This window comes from Paenibacillus algorifonticola (genome assembly GCF_000971975.1).
Classification (GTDB): domain Bacteria; phylum Bacillota; class Bacilli; order Paenibacillales; family Paenibacillaceae; genus Pristimantibacillus; species Pristimantibacillus algorifonticola.
The window spans coordinates 29,467-48,705 of record NZ_LAQO01000039.1 but is presented as its reverse complement, the minus strand read 5'-3'; the positions used below and the strand labels follow the sequence as shown (position 1 = coordinate 48,705).

Here is a 19,239-nt window from a genome sequence, read left to right as displayed (position 1 = left end):
CCTACCATTTATCTGGCGAAATGGTCATTGACATTCAATTTTTAACTTGCTATAATTCCAACAAAACTAATAGGAAATAGACGTTACGCGTTTATTTACTAATAGAATCAAGCGCGGACGGTTTCGCTGGCAACAGCAGCATCCGGACACGTTTGGCTTATAATTAGATCGATCTACTAAGAGGAGGCTTTTGTCAATATGTTTGGAAAAAAAAGTGTGGTCTTATTAATACTTGCCATGACGTTAGTACTGGGAGCATGCGGGTCAAAAACGACTAATGATTCTGAAAGCGCTAGCTCCGGCAGCAATGTAGAGAGCAAAGAGCTGAACCTGGCTACGTTCGGCGTCAGCATCGGTTTTTCCAAGAAAGACGGGGACAAGCTGGAAGGTTATGATATTGCTGTAGCAGAAGCTGTTGCCAAATATTTGGGCTACACGAAGGTAAACTGGACAACTGCCGATATGGCAGGCATGTTCGGCATGCTGGATGCTGGTAAAATCGATACGATCGCTAACCAAGTAGAAGCAAATGAAAAGCGTAAAGAAAAGTACATTTTCTCCCAAACCTATATTTATTCCGGGGCACAGCTGATCGTCCGTGCGGATGATGATTCCATCCAATCGCTAGCGGATTTGAAAGGCAAAAAAATCGGCGTTGACGTTGGCACAAGCAAAGAAGCTTACTTGCGCGCCAATGATCCCAACAACGAGCTGAACATTACAACTTATGAAGATCCTAGCGTAATCTTGAACGATGTTGCGCTGAAACGGATTGATGCTTATATTATGGACCGCGCCGGTGCACAGCTGCTGATCGACAACTCTGGCCTTGCTTTGAAGAAAGCAGGAGACCCGGTTTATACGTATGAGGAAGCATTCCCGTTCCCGAACACTGAGGAAGGCAAGAAGCTGCGCGATTCCTTCAACGAAGCGCTGCAAGCCCTTGCGGCAGACGGCACGCTGACAAAGCTGTCCAATGAACATTTGAAGCAAGATATTAGCAAGGCTAACTAAACGATGAATTTCGATACAGCGTTTATATTCGAAGCGATACCCAAGCTGCTGAAATATTTGCCGATGACGCTGATGCTGGCGGTCGGCTCAATGCTTCTGGCTTGTCTTATGGGTATTGTGCTGGCGCTCATTATTAACAATAAAATTTTTATTTTGTCACCGGTGGCGAAAGTATATATTTCCTTCTTTCGCTCGGTGCCTACTCTTGTTACGCTGTTTATCTTTTATGTGGGAATCCCGCAAATTTTTCCGGATTTCACCTTTATCGATGCGATTACCGCAACGATTGTTGCCCTCAGCTTTAAAAATGCCGCCTATTTGGCGGAAGAATTCCGCGGGGCGCTGAATGCGGTCGATAGCGGGCAAATGGAAGCCTGCCTGTCTGTCGGCATGACCAAATGGCAGGGCTTCCGCCGAGTCATTTTGCCGCAAGCGATGCGGGTTGCCGTTCCGAGTCTGGGCAACTATTTGATTATGCTGGTCAAGGAGTCCTCGCTCGCCTTTACAGTTGGTGTGACCGACATTTTCGCGCAAACGAAAATTTTGGCCAGCAACTCCTTCCGTTTTTTGGAGAGCTACATCGCCGTTGCCCTCATTTATTGGGCCGTAACGATTGTGCTGACCATGCTGCAGGGAAAATTGGAAAAGGCAATGAGCAAGCCTTATCGATAGGAGTTCTGTTATGCTAAAAGTGAGCGGGTTAAGCAAGCATTTCGGCGATAACGAGGTGCTGAAGCAAATCAATCTGGAAGTGAAGCGCCGCGAGGTCGTTGCAATTATTGGACCATCCGGTTCGGGCAAATCCACGCTGCTTCGCTGCCTCAACCTGCTGGAAACGCCGGATGCCGGCCATATTGAAATCGATGGCTTCGAGGTTGATGCGAGAAGGCTGAAGAAATCGGATGCCTACGCGCTGAGACAGAAATCGGCGATGGTTTTCCAGCATTACAATTTATTCAAAAATAAAACGGCGCTGCAAAACGTCATTGAAGCGCTCATTGTCACCAAAAAGATGAACAAGCCCGATGCCGAAGTGCTCGGCCACAAGCTGCTGGATCAGGTCGGGCTGGCAAGCAAAGCAAGCAGCTATCCTGCCATGCTGTCCGGCGGACAGCAGCAGCGCGTGGCGATTGCTCGTGCACTCGCCGTCAATCCGGCGGTGATTTTACTCGATGAGCCGACCTCGGCGCTTGACCCCGAGCTTGTAGGAGAAGTTCTGCAGGTCATCCGCTCCATCGTTGATACGGACACAACGATGCTGATTGTGACCCATGAAATGTCCTTCGCCCGGGAAATTGCTGACCGCGTCATCTTTATGGCGGATGGCTCGATTATCGAGGAAGGCGATCCGCAAAGCCTGTTTGGACAACCGCAGCAGGAGCGGACGAAGAAATTTTTAGGAACGGTCTTTTCCAAAAACTGACGACAGGGGAAGAGGCAAATGATGACTCGCACACATAACTTTAGCGTACAGCTCGATCGACGTCATACCGATTCACAAATGCACACCCTATTTCCGGAAGATGTGCTGCCCATGCATCTGGCAGAAACAGATTTTACAACGGCACAGCCCATTATTGATGCGCTCGCTGCACGGGTAGACCATGGCATGTTTGGCTATGTCGCCGAAAGCGAAGGACTGGCGCTTGCTGTCCAGCATTGGATGGCAAGCCGCTTTCAATTTCCAATAGAGCCACAGTGGGTCGAGTATTCTCCTTCTGTTGGTTCTTCGCTCGTATTTGCCGTGCAAGCTTTCACACAGCCTGGCGACCGGGTGTTGATTCAGACGCCTGTCTATCATGCTTTCCACAGCTTGATCGATAATAGCGGACGCATTAAAGCGGAAAATCCGCTCAAGCTTCACAATGGACGCTACGAAATCGATTTTGAGGATTTGGAGCGCCAGCTCAGCAACCCGCGTACGAAGCTGATGCTGCTTTGCAATCCGCACAATCCGGTCGGACGCTGCTGGACAAAGCTTGAGCTAACAAGAATCGCAGAGCTTTGCCAGCGCTATCATGTATTTGTTATCGCAGACGAAGTACATGCTGATCTGGCTTACGAAGCATTTACCCACATTCCGCTGCCTGCCATTTCGGAAGAAATCGCTCAGCAATGTATGGTAACCGTCAATCCGAGTAAAACGTTCAACCTCGCTGGCATGCGTGCATCAGCCGCTATCATTCCTAATGAGCGCTGGCGTGAAGCTTTCCGTATTGCCCTGATCAACAACAAAGCGATTGACCGCCCAGTGTTCGGCATAGTAGCGCTGGAGGCCGCCTATTGGCATGGCGGCTACTATGTCGATCAGCTCGTTGCGTATCTTGAGGAAAATGTACGGTTTGTAGGGGAATATCTGCGGGAGCACATTCCTCAAATCAAGCTCATTCAGCCGGAAGCAACCTATTTATTATGGCTCGATGCCCGGGAGCTGGGTCTTCCGCCAGAGCAGCTTGCCCCTTATTTTATGCGTGAGGCAAAAATCGCGTTCAGGGATGGCTCCTCCTGCGGCAACGGCGAAGGCTTCCTTCGCATGAGTGTCGGTTTCCCCATAGCTGTGCTGGAGCGAGCCCTTCACCAAATGAAGCAAGCCGTCTCCAAGCTCGGGTGAAGCACCGCCTAACTGGGCATAGACTGCCCGTGAAGCTGCGTCGCTTGCCGAACGCTATAGCGTTCGGCGTGCAATGCAAGCAAATAGCCGTCCTGCATGACAGCCAATAGGCTGCGCAGGACGGCTATTTTTATTTTTATTTCTATTTCTATTTTTATTCAGGCGTTCTGTCGAGCGATCGCAGCTTACAATTTAAAGCTGCCTATTTTGTTTTGCAGCTCGGAGGCAATTTCCGACAGCCCTACTGCCGATGAGGAAATGCCCTCCATCGCATCAAGCTGCTGATTGCCAGCTTGCGTCACTTGGCGGAATGATTCTGAAGATTGGTTCGCTATGCCCGATACCTCGTGAATGGAGGCCGCTACTTCCTCGGCACTGGCTGACATCTCCTCTGTCACCGCCGATACATCATGGATTTGCTGGACAATCAGCCTCGTGGACTGTTCAATGCTTGCTAGCGCCTGCCTCGCTTCCTCCGTTACGCGCTGTCCTCCCCGCATATCCTCGGAAACTTTATTTTTCATCACATCATACGTAGCCGCAACCAGCTTCGTCATCTGGCCAATCGTTTCCAATATTTGATCGGCTGTCGTTTTCGTCTGGTCTGCCAGCTTCTGTACCTCCTGTGCAACTACGGCAAAGCCTTTGCCATGATCGCCCGCCCGTGATGCTTCAATTGCCGCATTAAGTGACAAAAGATTCGTCTGCTTGGCAATGCCTCCAATCGCCGTACTCATCTGCGTCACCTGCGCGCTAAGATCGTGCAGCTGCTCAATTTGCGCGGAAGATTGGTCGATGGATTCGCCGATTTTTCTCATTTGAAGCGTTACTTCCTGTACTTTGTCACTGCCTTCGGCAACATTTTGCTCCGTCTCTTTCGACGATTGAACAATCTCGGAAGACGCTTCAGCAATTCTCGTAATGCCGATTGCCATTTCCTCCATCGTTCTGCGCGTCTCGTCAGTCATGCGTGCTTGATTGTCCGCCCCTTGAGCCGCTCCACCGATTAGTCCCGATACAAGCTCCACCGTTTTCGTATTTTCCGTTGTGCTGGCGCTAAGCTGCTGGCTGGCAGCAGCAAGTTGATTTGACGAATCAGCCACTTCCATTACAATACCGCGGAGCGAATCAACCATTGCATTGAAGTTGCCAGCAAGCTCCCCGATCTCGTCCCGGCGCTTCGTCTCTACTCTTTCCTGCAAATAACCTTCGCTTACCCGTCTAGCTGCACGGTTCAATTGCTCGAGAGGCCTTGTAATCGCCCGGATAATAAAGAATAAAATCAGGAATGCCGCAGCAAGCGAAATGATCATGACGATGAGCGAGTTAATCAAAATAGGCAGTGCGGCTTCAGTAAACTCCTCGGTTGGCAGAGCGCCGACCAATTTTAATCCGGTATCCTTATTCGTCACATAAAAAGCTTTGCGTTCCACATTGTTAATCGGATCATTGTAAAAGAGCTCCCCGCTGTCTTGCCCCAGAATAGCCTGAATACCTTCATTATTAATAGGAGTGCCGACTTCGATCGTAGGATGCGCTAAAATAACGCCCTGTTGATCCATCAAATAGACAAAGCCCTCTGAACCAATTTTAACATTTTGAATTAGTTGCCCGATCGCTTCTATGCTTAAAGCAACTGTAACCCCGCCTTGCCCGTCGGCAAACGTTTGAGATACGGTAATCGTATATTTATTCGTCGTTGCTGATAAGCCTGGCTGAGAAACGACAACTTCTCCTGGGGCCGCCATAATCGCCTTGTACCAAGAGCGCTCCCGCGGGTCATAATCCTCCTGCCCCGGAATCGGCGATTTCATCCAGCTGCCGTTCGCATTGCCAACCGTCACTATTTCCACCTCGGGATGATTTGCCGTAAAATTGTCTATAAGCGCCTGAGTAGTCTCCGCCTTTTCATCTACTGCTGCCGATGAGAGCAAGTAGGCTAATTGCTTTACATTGGCTTTCTCAAGCCCGATGATCTGATCGATCGACATATTGAGCGAGGACACGGTGGAGGCTGCTGTTTGTCCCATTTTATCCTGAAGCTGAATTTTAGCGCTGTTATAAGAAAAGGATGTAGAAACGAGCAGGGAAATGATCAGCATCAGGGAAATATAGAGAAGAAGCCTGCCTCTGAGCCTCCTCATATAAAACTTTTGCTTCCATTGCGATTTTTTCTTCATCTCTCTCTTCTCCTTCATGATGTAATTTCTCCAGCTTGTATTTCTCGCATATGTAATATAGTCGACAGACCTGATTTGAAAATTGATAGATTTTTCATTGTATTTGTAACAAATTTTCAACAAAATCCTTATTGTTTCAGCCTCAACTTTAGTTCACCATATAAAAGGATGCCAAATCGTTCCATTCTAGAGTCATTATTTCCTTTCTATTCCTTATCACATATTTAAAATGGGTATTCGGATTGGGTATTCGGATTTTGTGGTGGAAAAGGGCTTATAATTCGCCCTTTTCCAATCTAAACAAGTGATTATTGAAAAACTTATTGTAAACGGAACTATGTTCCGTATATAATAGGAACGTGGTTCCGCTTAGGTTTGTTTTTAGCATTACAAAGGCGACGTTAGCCATAAATCTTAATATCTATTAAAGAGGGGAAGGAACATTTAATATGGAAATCAAGATTAATGCACCCACTCCAGTCGTCTCGGTGAAGCCGATAGTGCTATCAGCCCCGGGCCGTGGTGAGGATCTGCTAGTGAAAGTGTCTGCGCCAACGATTGGGAGCGAATTGCCGATTATTCTTTTCGCACACGGCTTTGGCTCGTCATTGGACGGCTATGGCCCCTTGGCCGACTTCTGGGCTGCTCACGGCTTCGTGGTCATTCAACCCACTCATCTCGACTCGAGGACTGTGGGACTTCCTCAGGACGATCCTCGCAAACCACGGCTCTGGCGTTTCCGAGTCGAGGACATGAAGCGCATCCTCGACCAACTTGATCTTATTGAATCTGCCGTTCCCGGCCTCAGCGGGCGCCTTGATCGAAGCCGCATCGCCGCAGTCGGACACTCCTTCGGTGGCCAGACGGCGGGCAATCTGCTGGGCTTGCAAGTCCTCGATCCGGAGACCAAGAAGGGAGAGGACCTGTCCGACTCGCGAGTTAAAGCGGGCGTGCTGCTTGCCACGGCCGGAAAGGGAGGTGCTAACCTGACACCGTTCGCAGTTGAGAACTTCCCGTTCCTGAACCCGAGCTTCGCGAATATGACCAAGCCGACCCTCGTGATCGTGGGGGATCAGGACAATTCTCCGCTGACCGTTCGAGGACCGGAATGGATGACCGACCCCTACTTCCTGAGCCCCGGCGACAAGAGCCTGCTTACTCTGTTCGGAGCAGAACACTCGCTTGGCGGAATCGCCGGTTACGAGGTTAAGGAAACAACGGACGAAAACCCCGAACGAGTCGCCTTGATCCAACGGGTCACATGGGCTTACCTTCGCCATGCACTCGACATTGAGCATGACAACTGGTCGGCAGTGCAACAGACTTTGTCGGAGAGCGCCAATCCACTGGGTCGAATTGAATCCAAGTGAAGCTCTAAGAAGTGCAAAGCGCGCCCCCTCACCGGCTCGAAGTCGGTGAGGGGGCGCGCTGTCGATTTCTGATTGATTCGTCGTGGACAACCTCCGCGCACTTGGCGAGACGTTAGCGGCTCGCGCGGTAGCGCAACCCATCTACGAGCAAAGCAACAATATGCTGCGCATGCACAGTATCGCCGTTGTGTACCGCCGTACAAAGGCTCGCGACCGCCCACAGCAATTCGTCTGGCTCGATATCAGCACGCACCTCACCCACAGCCGTCGCTGTTTCAAGCAAGGTCTTCAGTGCAGGACTTAGTTCCTTTACGAAGCAGACAGGCAAAGTCTCGTATGCCGGATCGTTTGAATGTAGAGCCGCCGCGAGTCCGCGTTTAGTCGCTATGAAGTCCAAGTAACACTGCATCCATCGCTCCAGTGCCTCAACGGGTTCATATTTAGCGGCTAAATCCCCCGCAGCATCTGCACAAGCATCGATCTCTTGACGGAAGACAGCCTCGATCAGGCCCGAGCGCTGTGGAAAATGGCGGTAAACAGTGCCGACGCCGACGCCAGCCTTCTCCGCAATCTCCCGAACTGGAGCGTCTACTCCCGAAGTCGCGAACACTGTCATCGCGGACTGGAGCAAAGCATTGATGTTTCGCTGTGCGTCGGCGCGTACATATTTAAACGTATGGTCACGAGGCTCCAAGCCATCACTGCGGTCTTCCGCTTTGTCTTTCATTGACTAGTCCCTCCAAAAAATTTAATCCTCAATTTACACTTACGGAATTCATCCATTACCGCATACCCGAATAATTATACACTATTAACAGTAATATCAATCAACTGTATATTCCGATTTCAACTCATTGTGTAAGTGGATTGGTTTCAACCATATTTTCCGATGAGCCTTTAAAATAATGAAAGAGGAGCAGCATCTGCCCCTCTAACCATTCTATATTCATTCATTTATGTTTGGATCATTCGCCAAAATAGCAGCATCACGCGCTAGGGGTTATCACTTATTTGGGCATTAAGGTATGCGCTTCTCATAGCGATGCTCCTCGCCCGTTGGATCGGTAATGACAATCGTCATATCCCATACATCGCCGACCGCAGGCACAGGGGCCTTCGACAAATACGTATATTTGTCAAAGCCTTCATAGCCGTAAGGATCAGGCCCACCCTTATTAAACTCAAAAGGAATGTCCCGCACTTCTCCCTGCCCACTATCATCCTTCGCCTGCACGTCAATGAGCGTTGGAGCGCCCATGCCAGTCGGCAGCCACACATCAAGCTGGTAGGCCTGCTCTTCTGGCTTAATGCGCATAGACATATGGGCTTTATCGCCCATAACATGCCAGTACACAGGTTCAGCATAAGCAGGCTGCTCTGGCGGCGCGGTGGAAGACAGCATGCCGGCCACGATAAAAGCTGCCAGTGCAAGCAGTGCTTCTACACGCACCGCTTGCACAAATTTATGAGCGGAGCTGGTGTTGTCAGCTGCCCATTTTCCCATCCCCGTCAAACGCGGCATTAGGGAAAAGCGATGATAGGCGCCGATGCCGATAACGGCAACCAGCAGCAGCGTTTTTAGCAAGGCCAGACGGCCATAACTACTGTCCACGAGCTCCGTCCAAACGTTAAGCCGCTGCAAGGACAAGATGACGCCTGTTGCTGCCAGCAAAATAATAATGGGCAGCGCAGCCTGCGAAAATCGCTTGATCATCTGGTGCAGCGTCTGCCCCTGCTCCTCGGCACTAGGAAAACTGGACTTCAAGGTGGCGCTGATAATGGCCACAAGACCGCCAAACCAAATCGCCGCCGTCCAAATATGCACAATATGAGACAAAACCGCTGCCGAAAATAATGGGGAGGCATTGGCATGGCCCGTTAATGGATAAAGCACCGTTAGCAGCAAGGCCATCAGCCATTTCAGCGGCGCGACCCAGCGTTCATCGCGCTGCGGCGCATACGCCAGCAGCAGCATGAGCGCCGCCAAAGCAGGCCGCAGCCAGGCTGCACGTCCAACCATCGTCGCGGTTAAAATCTTTTGATACAACGTGCCGCCGCTTCCCATTTCAAATGCGCTTAGCTGCTCCGCTAACAGCCATACGTGGAAAAAACCTGTGACGCCAAGCGCTATCGCCGCACCTATTAACAAGAGACGCTCGCTTCGCTTGCTGAGCAGCCGAGGTATCGCTGAGCCATCAGCACGTGACCAAAGCACATATCTGGCATATAAAAAAGCAACCATGCAAGCCGCTGCAAGGACCTCAATAATTCGCAGCAGCGTATATATAACCGTACGCCAATCGCTCTGATGCTCGGCATTGTGATCTCCAGAATGGCCGACCATACTGCCATCCTCATCCATCTCCATGCCAGAATCGGCTCCATGATCTGCTGATCCATGTTCGCCAGGTATGGAATGCCCTTGCGATTCATCAGCCGTCTCGCCGGTTGATGAATCCACATCTGTCACAGTAGGCGTATCGGTGGAGGTAGCTGACGAATCAAGGCCCGTTGCAGCTTGCTGCTCGCCGCTTGCTGCTTCAGCAGAATCGCCGCTTGCCGATTTTCCGTCGCTATTTTTAGAAGTACCTGCGACCTCTTTACTCCCTGTGGATACTTCGCTGCTCCCAGAAACAATCGAGCCGTTTTGTTCCCCCGGTTCCGTTACCGAGCTATTGCCGCCTGCTGCGCTGCCAGTACCGCCTTGACCGGAGCTCGCTGAACCTTCCGCTGCCCCGGCCCCTGACCCAGCGTCGCTTGCAGCTGCTCCGCCGCTTCCTGTGCCAGCACTCGCTGAAGGGCTCACAGAGCTGCCACCACCGCCATTCGTCTTGCCTCCTGACGCTCCTGCTCCGACAGAAGAGCCACCGCCTTTTACAGTTCCATCAGCAGCGCCGCTGCCTCCTGAGGAACCGCCGCTTCCCGCTGCTTCGCCGGACGCATTTCCTCCGGTTCCACTGCCGTTAGCGGCGCCGCTCCCTTGCGAGCCGCTGCCTTTACCTCCAGTGGCGCTGTTGCCGCTGCCGGAGCTTCCGGCACTCGGTGAGGGCGATGCGCTAGGCTTCGCCGTTGCTGCCGGGGACGGCGAAGCATCGCCGGAACCGCCGTCGAGCGAAATCGTATCGCTCGGCTTCGTCGTTGCGAGCGGCACGCCGACCGCAAAGCGGAAGGAACCGTCCGTGACATGTGTATCCACGGACAGCACCTGCCATTTCACCTTGTAAATACCGGGCGATAGCTTCGGAATCGTATAAACCAGCCATCTGTCCTTCTCCACAGACAGCTTGCCTTTTATCGCATTGCCTGCCTCATCCTCCAGCACAATCCGGCTTAAGTCCGGATCGAACTCTTCTGTATATTGGATGCGAATGGATGAAGGCGATTCGCTGAGCTCAGCATCCTGGAGCGGAGTCGAGCGCTCCATATTCGCATGCGCGTCCGCAAGGGCCGGGCAGCAGAGCACGAACAGCAGCAGCGCCGCCAGCGCGAGCAGGTTTATTTTCAACTTATGAGGAATCATTCGCCTCTCCTTCCTTCTCATGCAAACAGAGCCGCCTATTGATGGCGACCCCGCTATGCATGAGCAGTGCTGCTCGTTTCGAGCAGCTGCTTTTATTCGATGTTTGCTTGCAGGCAAAGCACTAATGCTCGCTGCCGCTTAAGATTTTCTATTTTTTCGTATAAATCAGCACAGCTGCACGGGTGTCGCCAACTGCCGGCAAAAACTCAACAACCGCTCCCGCTTTCTCTGCTGTTTGACGCAAGGAAGCTGCGTTTTTGCTGCTGTAGCTTGGATCAATATACTGCTTGATGAAGTCAGCGCTAGCGTTCGTTGATCCTTTTACAACGGTCAGGCTGTCGCTGGATACGAGCTTACCATCTACATAAACATAAGGAATCGGACTCACTTTGCCTGCTGGCAGCTTAATGCCGGCATTTTGCACCGTGTAGGTCATCGTTGCCGTATAATTGACCTTCGTATATTCGCCCTCTTTGCTCTCATTCGTAGACGTCGAAGCGCGCAGCAAATAATAGTCGGCCGCTCCCGTTTTATAAGTCACCATGCCATTCTCATCAGTTGTCAGCGTCTGCCCTTCGGAATTGCTGCGGCGAATGAGCGATACTTCAGTATCCGCTACCGGCTTGCCTTTCAGCAGCATTTGCACCTTTACATCCTGCCCTGGAACAACAGCTGCTGGATTGAATTGCGGAACGAATTCCGCACGGTCAAGGCTCACTGGATTCGCAAAGCCTTTCAGCGCGCTGACCCGGGCAATAAGCGGAAGATCGCTGATCGCTACGAACGATTTCGCGCTGCGCATTGAGCGGCTGAGCGAGGTTGTACTCACGCTGTCCGATTCACCCGTCACAATGTAAGCTCCTGGAGATGCCGCCGAGAAGGAAGCGACAAAACCATTGTTTACGGCCGGCTCCGTCTCTGTAGCTGCTTCACCTGTGTAAAAACGAGTAGACGTAATATCCGTCTTCACACCTGCTGGAGAAGTCACATAAACCTTCGAGCTGTCTGCGCCCCATTGTCCGGTAATGCGATAGCTTTTGTGATCATTCGAGTGGTTGCCGAAAAGCAAATCTACGTACGCAACCTCACCCTGCGCAATAATCGGCGCATTCGTCTGCGTCCAGCCGTCATGGGCGAACGCCGTCGCCGATACGCTGAATGTTAGTACTGCGGCAAGCGCTGCGGCTGCCAGTTTCTTTTTCCAAATCATGATTAATTAGCCCCCTGAGCATCGATATTGGATAACTAAATCCTATTATATCGACCTGCACTCGGGGAAAGAATGACTATAAAGGGCTATTCTGCGCCTAATGTGCCACAAAGCTGTGAACCTTTGATGACGCTTCGCAAGCATTGGTCGAGTGTAGCAAGGCTTTAAACGAGCACTAAACGAGCATTATCCAAGCTCTATTCCCGCAAATACCCTTGCTCGAACGCATATTTTGCCAGCTGTACGCGATTGTCCAGATGAAGCTTTTGCAAAATATTTTTGAGATGATTTTTTACTGTATGCTCTGAAATCATCAGCATGCCGGCAATGTCCCGGTTGGCCGCCCCCTGCGCCACACAGCGCAAAATCTCCTGCTCCCGCGCCGTGAGCGGACTTTCCTCAGCCTGCTGCCTGCCCGCTCCAGCAAGTGCAAACTCCTGCAAAATGCGCTGGGCCAGTTCCCGCGACAAAGGCGCTTCATCAAGTGCAATTGCCTTCAAATATTCGCGCCAGGCGCCGGGATTTAAATTTTTGAGCAAATAGCCCTGTGCACCCTTCTTAAGCGCCTCGAACAGATGCGTAATATCATCCGATACGGTTATAATTACTATTTTCACATAGGGGTAACGGGCTTTAATTTCCTTGGTCGCTTCGAGCCCGTCCATCTCCTTCATATTAATATCCATCAAAATCAAGTCCGGCATCAGCTGCTCCGTAAGCGTAAGCGCCTCAAGCCCGCTGCAGCCCTCGCCGACTACCTCGAACAAAGGCTCCGCCTGCAAAATCGCCCGAATGCCCTCACGCGCATGATGATGATCGTCCACAATCAATATTCGAACCGGCTGAGTCACGCCGCACCCCTCTTTTCTCATTCCGTCTGGCCTCGCGCCATTGTCGCTCTACTATTGTACACCTTATATTGTGGCTGAAAATAACCCGCTTGAATATGGCTCGAAGGGGCTATGCCATACCTTGTGAAAAAGTTCACAATTCCGACCTTGTTTTCAGGCATCGAATGTTTTATGATAATACCAACAACACATTGTGAATCATTTCACATTAAACATTATGATTGTGAAAACATTCACACTTACTCGAGGAGGCCCTTACTATGAAGGTTACCGTTATTGGATGTACACATGCAGGAACTGCCGCTATTAATCAAATCATCAAGCTCCACCCGCAAGCGGAAATTACCGTTTTCGAGAAAAATGACAACATTTCCTTCCTGTCGTGCGGCATTGCCCTTCATGTGGGAGGCGTCGTCAAAGACCCGACCAAGCTCTTCTACGCTTCGCCTGAGCAGCTTGCCGTAATGGGCGTTCAAACGCATATGCAGCATGAGGTGCTGAACGTCGATACCGAGACAAAAACCGTAACCGTCCGCAATCTGCTGACGAATGAAACGTTTGAAAATAGCTATGACAAGCTCGTCGTGACAACTGGCTCGTGGCCGATTATTCCGAAGCTCGAAGGTATGGAGCTTGAAAATATTCTTTTATGCAAAAACTACAATCACGCACAAACGATTATCGAAAAAGCGAAATATGCAAACCGCATTGCTGTTATCGGCGCTGGCTACATCGGCATCGAGCTTGTGGAAGCGTTCGAGCAGCTTGGCAAGCAGGTGACGCTGATCGATAATATGGATCGCATTTTGTACAAATATTTGGATCAGGAATATACCGATGTCATTGAAATGGATCTCGCCGCCCATGGCATCGAGCTTGCGCTTGGCCAGACCGTTACCGGCTTCAAGGGTACGAACGGAGAAGTGAAGCAGATTTTGACAACCAAGGGCGAATATGAGGCTGATCTTGTCATTATGTGCATTGGTTTCCGCCCTAATACAGAGCTGCTGAAAGGCCAAGTCGATATGCTGCCGAATGGCGCGATCATCGTCGACGAATATATGCGCACCAGCAAGCCGGATGTGTTCGCTGCCGGAGACAGCTGTGCGGTGATGTACAACCCAACTGGCCAGCATGCCTATATTCCGCTCGCAACGAATGCGGTCCGGATGGGAACACTCATCGGCAAAAACCTGCTGCAGCCGCGAGTGAAATATTTAGGCACGCAAGGAACGTCGGCCATTAAGCTTTTTGACTACAATATTGCATCGACGGGCTTGACTGAAACGGCTGCGCTTGCTGCCGAAATGAATGTGGAAACTGTCACAATTGTCGAAAACTACCGTCCGGAATTCATGCCAACCTTTGAGGAGGTAACGCTGAAAATCGTTTATGAAGCGGATAGCGAGCGCATCGTAGGCGCACAAATTTTATCGAAAGCCGATCTGACGCAAATGATGAATACGATGTCGGTCTGCATCCAAAACCACATGACGATTGATGAGCTTGGCTTCGTCGACTTCTTCTTCCAGCCGCATTACAACAAGCCGTGGAGCTTGCTTAACCAAGCAGCGCTTCAAGCGATGCTCGCCCCTGCTGAGCAGGGGGAGACGCAAGCTCAGCCAACACGTGAGGCTGACCCAGCCGCTGCGGAAACACCGACGGCACCTGTCAGCCCGGTGAAATAACAGTTGGTACCGACATTTCCCACTCAACCTTCAATTTCCCTGCATGATGCAGCAAGGGATGCCCCGAGCCTAACGGTCGGAGACATCCCTTTTTTCAACCCTCTGCAATAGTGAGGCTGTATTGGCTCACCTTCACAATCACGTTAATTGAACAAGCTGTACCTTGCTCCTAAACGGGAAAAAACTTAACCATAAAATTTTCACGTTGACTTGAAGGTACGTCGCAAATATAGAAAGTATTTGAATCATAATAATCTATTCTAGAACCATTTTTGACGTCATTATATTTCTTAACATCGTTTCCATTACTAATATCAATAGCCATGCTAAATTTAATATCATTATTAATTTTACCATTTACACTCACTTCAACCTCCATATATTTACAAGAGCCAAACCATTTCGTCGAAAAATTACCGCTTGTGCGACTCCTTTCATCATTTAAAACTGTATTACTGGATACAACAACAGCAATTGGTCTGCTCATGATTCACACTCCTAAATTTAATGGACTATCTTCATAAAAATTCATTTTGAATGATTTACTTGACATAAGGTTTAAATGTAATCATAAAATTCTTATTCACTGGACATCTAACCTCGCAAATGTATAACGAGTTACTCCCTATATATCCCACTTGATAGTTATTCTTCACATCACGAGCTCTAACAGGATCACTGCCACTTTTATCTTCGGCAATATTGAAAGTTATAGTATCATCAATTTGACCATCGACCGTTACTTCAACCAACATGACATGGGCACCTCCAAACCATTCCGTAGAGAAGTTTCCACTTGAACGACTACCTTGCCCTGCTAAAGCATGTGGTTCTGACACAATAATCCCAATAGGCCTTTCCATAAACGATCCCTCCTAGTAATAAGCTTCTAACCATTAAATGCAATTAATACTACAAATACCATATTAGGACTAAATGGTATATATGCCCATCTTATGATAAAGGTATCCAAAAATAGAACAGGAAGTCCTTTTTTGGACATCCTTTCATCAAGAGCAAAGACAAATCTAAAAAAAACAGAATGACCCTGGCTTAGCAATTCACCTATGGACTCCAATAAGTGGACACGCATTTCTTCCTTAAGCTCTCTCACATGAGCGGTATTACAAATACATCTCTTTTTTCAAACAGCAACGAAAGAATAATAATATCGATATCCCCCTTCAAAATCTCTTTCTCAATTGGCAAAAGGTGTCACCTCCTAAAATTGCTTATATATTTATATACATTGCTATGCAAGGTAGTTAGCCAAAATAGACACACATTCCGCTCATCCTTTGAGCAGCAAGAGAAAAAGCACCCCTTCGCTCTCATAAAGAGAGGACAAGGGATGCTTCGATTAGGGTTGGTAATACGCTCTAAAGTAAGCTCCTGAGTCGGTTTTGAGATGGACTGGATCACGGTATTTTTTTAGATAGGTGCCAAAGGTCCAAAAGCGTCTGACGCTATCTTTAATAAAATAGGTGGAAGTAGCCATCGGAACGGTAGTCAATCCATTTTTCTCCATCGTTTCGGGAGCAAGACGGTTGAATTTGAAAAATCCGTATTCTGGCTAAGCTTGCTGGGATCCTATACCCCAAGATGCGGCATATACCCTGTGTCATATGCATCTGCTATTGCAGCCTCCAGACTCATCCCCAGCTCCTCCAGCCTGACGAATTTGTAGCGTTTGCTATAGCCATTTACAAAATGGTGATAATCCAAGCAGCGGAGCAGACTAGCTGCAAGCTCAGCCTTCGAAACGGGATCAGCAGGTCGGAACATGCCATCCTGCATCCCTGTAATAATGCCCGTTCCTCGAATAACGGCAATGAACGGAACTTGCTTGTCCGCAATGCCGCCTTTATAAGTCTCAGGAGTAGGCAGCAGCGTGTTCGCAGTATCCGCCAGCGCTTGCTTGAAGCTTTTGTCGGACGCCGCAAGTCCGCTAGCCATCCATTTCATCATTTCAAAACGAGTCATCGGCTTGTCAGGCTGGAAGCCATTCATCCAATTCTACCACTATATAGGTGTTTTTTATAATTCAAAAGTAGGACAAAACGCAAATGAAAAATCATCTATTTAGCTTATAATCAGTGTAATTTAAAATAACATAAACATGCCATTACCTAAAGGTTGGCTAACAAAAAAGACAAGTTTCTACTCGTAAAAACATTGAAATCAGCTGAAAACCTGCAAAAACTCCTGGAAATCATCATTTCACCCCATTCAAAAATAACTATTGACTTATAAAGTGCTTTTAATTTACTATTCATGTTATAAAACATAACAAGAACTTTCGTTTGACTGATCCACCTAAGAAAGGAGATGTTCCCAGTGGGGGTAGCAAATGAACTTGATATTTATATAGCCATTAAAGATGCCATCATTCAGCAAAAGCTCCGCCCTAGCATGCAGCTCGTCGAGGAGGTCATTGCCGAATCGTTTGGCGTCAGCCGCACGCCCGTACGCAATGTGCTGCGCAAGCTGGCCGGAGAGAAACTTGTGACGGTTATTCCATACAAGGGAACATTCGTTGCATGCCCTACGGTCGAAGAGGCCAAGGAAGTTTTCGAAATGCGCAGAGTCATTGAAGCCTCCGGGGTGAAAAAGGTAAGTGGAAAGCTGACTAGAGATCAGCTCAGCCAGCTTAGCGAGCTGCTGGATGAGGAGCACTCGGCTCACCACAACGGAGACCCTTTGCTTGCCGTTCGGCTCTCGGGCAACTTTCATCTCAAAATCGCCGAGTTCACAGGCAACAATTATTATTTCCGCTATTTAGAGGAGCTTATATCACTCACCTACGTCATCATCGCTCTATATGGCATGAGTAAGCACATGCACTGCAGCGATCATCGACGATTAATGCTCTTGATCGAGCAAGGCGAGGCGGAGCAGGCGGAACGGTTGATGATCGAGCATTTAAAGGAAATCGAGGATACGCTTCAGTTTGAAGAAAAAGGAACGGCTCCTCAAACCTTAAGCGAGGTTTTCCGTTTGGCAAACGGTCATTACGCCAGCGTGAAAGGCTGAATCAGAAGCCCATCATTTTTTTGATTAGGATTGTATCCAATCTTGGATTAGATGTTGTGTTGGGTAGGCTCATAAATGGTGTACAACGCAGGGCATGAATGGGAGAAAGCGAGGGATAGCTATGAAGTTGATGGTGCGTAATGCGGGAAAGCGCTTTGGGGAACGGACGATTTTGAAAAATGTCGATTTGATGGTGGAAGCTCATGAGTTTGTATGCATACTCGGACATAGCGGCTGCGGCAAATCTACGCTGCTTAATATGATTGCCGGCTATTTGCTTCCTGATGAAGGGGAGCTGCTCGTAGATGGCGAGCTCATTCGCGGACCTTCCAAAGCTCGCGGGATGGTTTTTCAGGATCATGCCCTGTTCCCTTGGTATACGGTACTTGAAAATATCAGCTTCGGGCCGGAAGTCCAAGGAGCAGGAAAAACAGAAGCTAAGGAAGTCGGCAGACAGTTTTTAAGGCTGGTAGGCTTGGAAAAATATGCAGACCAATACCCAGCCGAATTGTCAGGCGGCATGAGGCAGCGGGTGGGTATTGCCCGGGCGCTCGCAAGCTCCCCCGATATTTTGCTAATGGATGAGCCATTCGGCGCTTTGGATATTTTGACCCGCGACATGATGCGCAGAGAACTTCGCCGCATTTGTGAGAAGCTAAAGCCGACTACTTTGTTCGTGACACACAGCATAAGCGAAGCGATCTATTTGGCTGACCGTGTTGTTGTCATGAAAAATGGTGTCATTGCTGATGAATTCAAGGTCGACATTCCGCATCCCCGCACCTTCGATATGCCTGGCTTCGGCGAGGCTATGCAGCGAATCGAACATGTATTGATGGAGAATGAATTGGAGGAGGCCATACAATGAGCGAGACATCGGGTTCTTTCACAGCCGAGGGGGCGCACGTGGGCAAGCTTGGAGCGCATAAAACCGCACGCAAGGCGAGGGTAACGACAGGCTCCGGCTTTATGAAAACATCAAATTTCATTCCGTATTTGACCTTTTTCATTCTATGGGAAGTTTTTTCCCAAATGAATATGAAGCTGGCCTTGTTCAATCCGCTCTTCCTTCCACCCCCTTCACTCGTCATCGTTGATGCTTGGGCACTTGCGCAAAACGGGCTTCTCTTTGACAGCCTGCTGTCCAGCACCTTGCGTATTGCAGCCGGTTTTGTAATCGGATGTGTGCTTGCGGTTTTCATGGGTGTATTAATGAGCAAGTTTCGCCAGGTCGAGCGGTGGATGTCTCCCCTACTTAATCTAGTAGGGCCAATCCCAGCACTTGCCCTGCTCCCTCTTATTATTATCTGGTTCGGAATCGGCGAATTTCCGAAGGTGCTGCTCATCGCCTGGACGACGTTCCTTCCGGTATTGGTGTATACGGTAGACGGGTTCAAAACCGTTCCCTCCACCCTTATTCGCTCGGCAATGAGCCTCGGCGCTTCGGAGCGGCAAATTTTCAGAAGAGTGCTGCTTCCTTCCGCCATTCCGACTTTCATCGTCGGTGCCCGAGTCAGCCTTGGCTTATCCTTCTCCGCCCTGATTGTCTCCGAGATGATGGGGGCCAAATCCGGACTCGGCTATATTATCGTAGACGCACGGAATTATTTTAAAATTTCCAATATGTTCGTTGCCATTATTTTTATTGGCTTGATTTATAGCATTTTCTCGGCGTTGCTTAAGCTGCTGGAGAACAAAGTTCTTAGCTGGCGTAAAGGAGGGATGAACGAAGCGGTTGAGAAATAGCGTGTGCACATAGGGG

Annotated in this window: 17 protein-coding genes; 9 read left to right on the top strand and 8 right to left on the bottom strand. The window is 49.4% G+C overall.

The window, feature by feature from the left end:
• Nucleotides 1–198 precede the first annotated feature (198 nt).
• The 4 genes from WH37_RS28475 to WH37_RS28460 are packed head-to-tail and all read left to right on the top strand — an operon-like array spanning nucleotide 199 to nucleotide 3,625.
• On the top strand, nucleotides 199–1,014 hold the full coding sequence (locus tag WH37_RS28475; protein ID WP_046234047.1) for a transporter substrate-binding domain-containing protein: 816 nt from the start codon (nucleotides 199–201) through the stop codon (nucleotides 1,012–1,014).
• A 3-nt stretch (nucleotides 1,015–1,017) separates the two neighbouring features.
• Complete coding sequence (locus WH37_RS28470) at nucleotides 1,018–1,686, top strand: amino acid ABC transporter permease (protein ID WP_046234046.1); 669 nt, start codon at nucleotides 1,018–1,020, stop codon at nucleotides 1,684–1,686.
• Between the two features lie 10 nt (nucleotides 1,687–1,696).
• A complete protein-coding gene (locus WH37_RS28465; protein ID WP_046234045.1) occupies nucleotides 1,697–2,437 on the top strand; it encodes an amino acid ABC transporter ATP-binding protein in 741 nt (246 codons plus the stop codon).
• Nucleotides 2,438–2,455: 18 nt separating this feature from the next.
• Nucleotides 2,456–3,625: a MalY/PatB family protein gene (locus WH37_RS28460; protein ID WP_046234044.1), complete on the top strand. Its 1,170-nt coding sequence runs from the start codon at nucleotides 2,456–2,458 to the stop codon at nucleotides 3,623–3,625.
• 185 nt (nucleotides 3,626–3,810) lie between these two features.
• Here WH37_RS28460 and WH37_RS28455 read toward each other — a convergent pair whose 3' ends face one another.
• Nucleotides 3,811–5,805: a methyl-accepting chemotaxis protein gene (locus WH37_RS28455; protein WP_046234043.1), complete on the bottom strand. Its 1,995-nt coding sequence runs from the start codon at nucleotides 5,803–5,805 to the stop codon at nucleotides 3,811–3,813.
• A gap of 449 nt (nucleotides 5,806–6,254) precedes the next feature.
• On the opposite strand from WH37_RS28455, the gene WH37_RS28450 reads away from it, so the two are divergent.
• Nucleotides 6,255–7,175, top strand: coding sequence for an alpha/beta hydrolase family protein (locus WH37_RS28450; protein ID WP_046234042.1), 921 nt, complete (start codon nucleotides 6,255–6,257; stop codon nucleotides 7,173–7,175).
• Nucleotides 7,176–7,287: 112 nt separating this feature from the next.
• Here WH37_RS28450 and WH37_RS28445 read toward each other — a convergent pair whose 3' ends face one another.
• The 4 genes from WH37_RS28445 to WH37_RS28430 all read right to left on the bottom strand — a co-directional run bounded on the left by WH37_RS28445 (nucleotide 7,288) and on the right by WH37_RS28430 (nucleotide 12,777).
• On the bottom strand, nucleotides 7,288–7,869 hold the full coding sequence (locus tag WH37_RS28445; RefSeq protein ID WP_231594412.1) for a TetR/AcrR family transcriptional regulator: 582 nt from the start codon (nucleotides 7,867–7,869) through the stop codon (nucleotides 7,288–7,290).
• A 324-nt stretch (nucleotides 7,870–8,193) separates the two neighbouring features.
• Entirely contained in the window at nucleotides 8,194–10,695 is a 2,502-nt protein-coding gene (locus WH37_RS34025) for a copper resistance CopC/CopD family protein (protein WP_052737274.1), read from the bottom strand.
• A 148-nt stretch (nucleotides 10,696–10,843) separates the two neighbouring features.
• Nucleotides 10,844–11,905, bottom strand: coding sequence for a DUF4198 domain-containing protein (locus WH37_RS28435; RefSeq protein ID WP_046234040.1), 1,062 nt, complete (start codon nucleotides 11,903–11,905; stop codon nucleotides 10,844–10,846).
• Nucleotides 11,906–12,102: 197 nt separating this feature from the next.
• Nucleotides 12,103–12,777, bottom strand: coding sequence for a response regulator (locus tag WH37_RS28430; protein WP_046234039.1), 675 nt, complete (start codon nucleotides 12,775–12,777; stop codon nucleotides 12,103–12,105).
• 239 nt (nucleotides 12,778–13,016) lie between these two features.
• On the opposite strand from WH37_RS28430, the gene WH37_RS28425 reads away from it, so the two are divergent.
• Complete coding sequence (locus WH37_RS28425; protein WP_082111050.1) at nucleotides 13,017–14,444, top strand: FAD-dependent oxidoreductase; 1,428 nt, start codon at nucleotides 13,017–13,019, stop codon at nucleotides 14,442–14,444.
• Between the two features lie 169 nt (nucleotides 14,445–14,613).
• On the opposite strand, the gene WH37_RS28420 is transcribed toward WH37_RS28425, so the two are convergent.
• The 3 genes from WH37_RS28420 to WH37_RS28405 all read right to left on the bottom strand — a co-directional run bounded on the left by WH37_RS28420 (nucleotide 14,614) and on the right by WH37_RS28405 (nucleotide 16,454).
• Entirely contained in the window at nucleotides 14,614–14,931 is a 318-nt protein-coding gene (locus WH37_RS28420) for a hypothetical protein (protein ID WP_046234038.1), read from the bottom strand.
• Between the two features lie 55 nt (nucleotides 14,932–14,986).
• Nucleotides 14,987–15,307 carry a hypothetical protein gene (locus WH37_RS34020; RefSeq protein ID WP_052737273.1) on the bottom strand — a complete coding sequence of 107 codons (321 nt, stop codon included), beginning with the start codon at nucleotides 15,305–15,307 and terminating at the stop codon, nucleotides 14,987–14,989.
• A 727-nt stretch (nucleotides 15,308–16,034) separates the two neighbouring features.
• Nucleotides 16,035–16,454, bottom strand: a complete 420-nt coding sequence (locus tag WH37_RS28405) for an S-layer homology domain-containing protein (RefSeq protein WP_046234036.1) — start codon at nucleotides 16,452–16,454, stop codon at nucleotides 16,035–16,037.
• Between the two features lie 327 nt (nucleotides 16,455–16,781).
• On the opposite strand from WH37_RS28405, the gene WH37_RS28400 reads away from it, so the two are divergent.
• The 3 genes from WH37_RS28400 (at nucleotide 16,782) to WH37_RS28390 (ending at nucleotide 19,223) form a co-directional block, all read left to right on the top strand.
• Complete coding sequence (locus WH37_RS28400; RefSeq protein ID WP_231594411.1) at nucleotides 16,782–17,477, top strand: GntR family transcriptional regulator; 696 nt, start codon at nucleotides 16,782–16,784, stop codon at nucleotides 17,475–17,477.
• Between the two features lie 121 nt (nucleotides 17,478–17,598).
• Nucleotides 17,599–18,345 carry an ABC transporter ATP-binding protein gene (locus tag WH37_RS28395; protein ID WP_046234034.1) on the top strand — a complete coding sequence of 249 codons (747 nt, stop codon included), beginning with the start codon at nucleotides 17,599–17,601 and terminating at the stop codon, nucleotides 18,343–18,345.
• Nucleotides 18,342–19,223, top strand: coding sequence for an ABC transporter permease (locus tag WH37_RS28390; RefSeq protein ID WP_082111049.1), 882 nt, complete (start codon nucleotides 18,342–18,344; stop codon nucleotides 19,221–19,223). The genes WH37_RS28395 and WH37_RS28390 overlap by 4 nt, the downstream gene beginning before the upstream one ends.
• The last annotated feature ends 16 nt before the right edge of the window (nucleotides 19,224–19,239 follow it).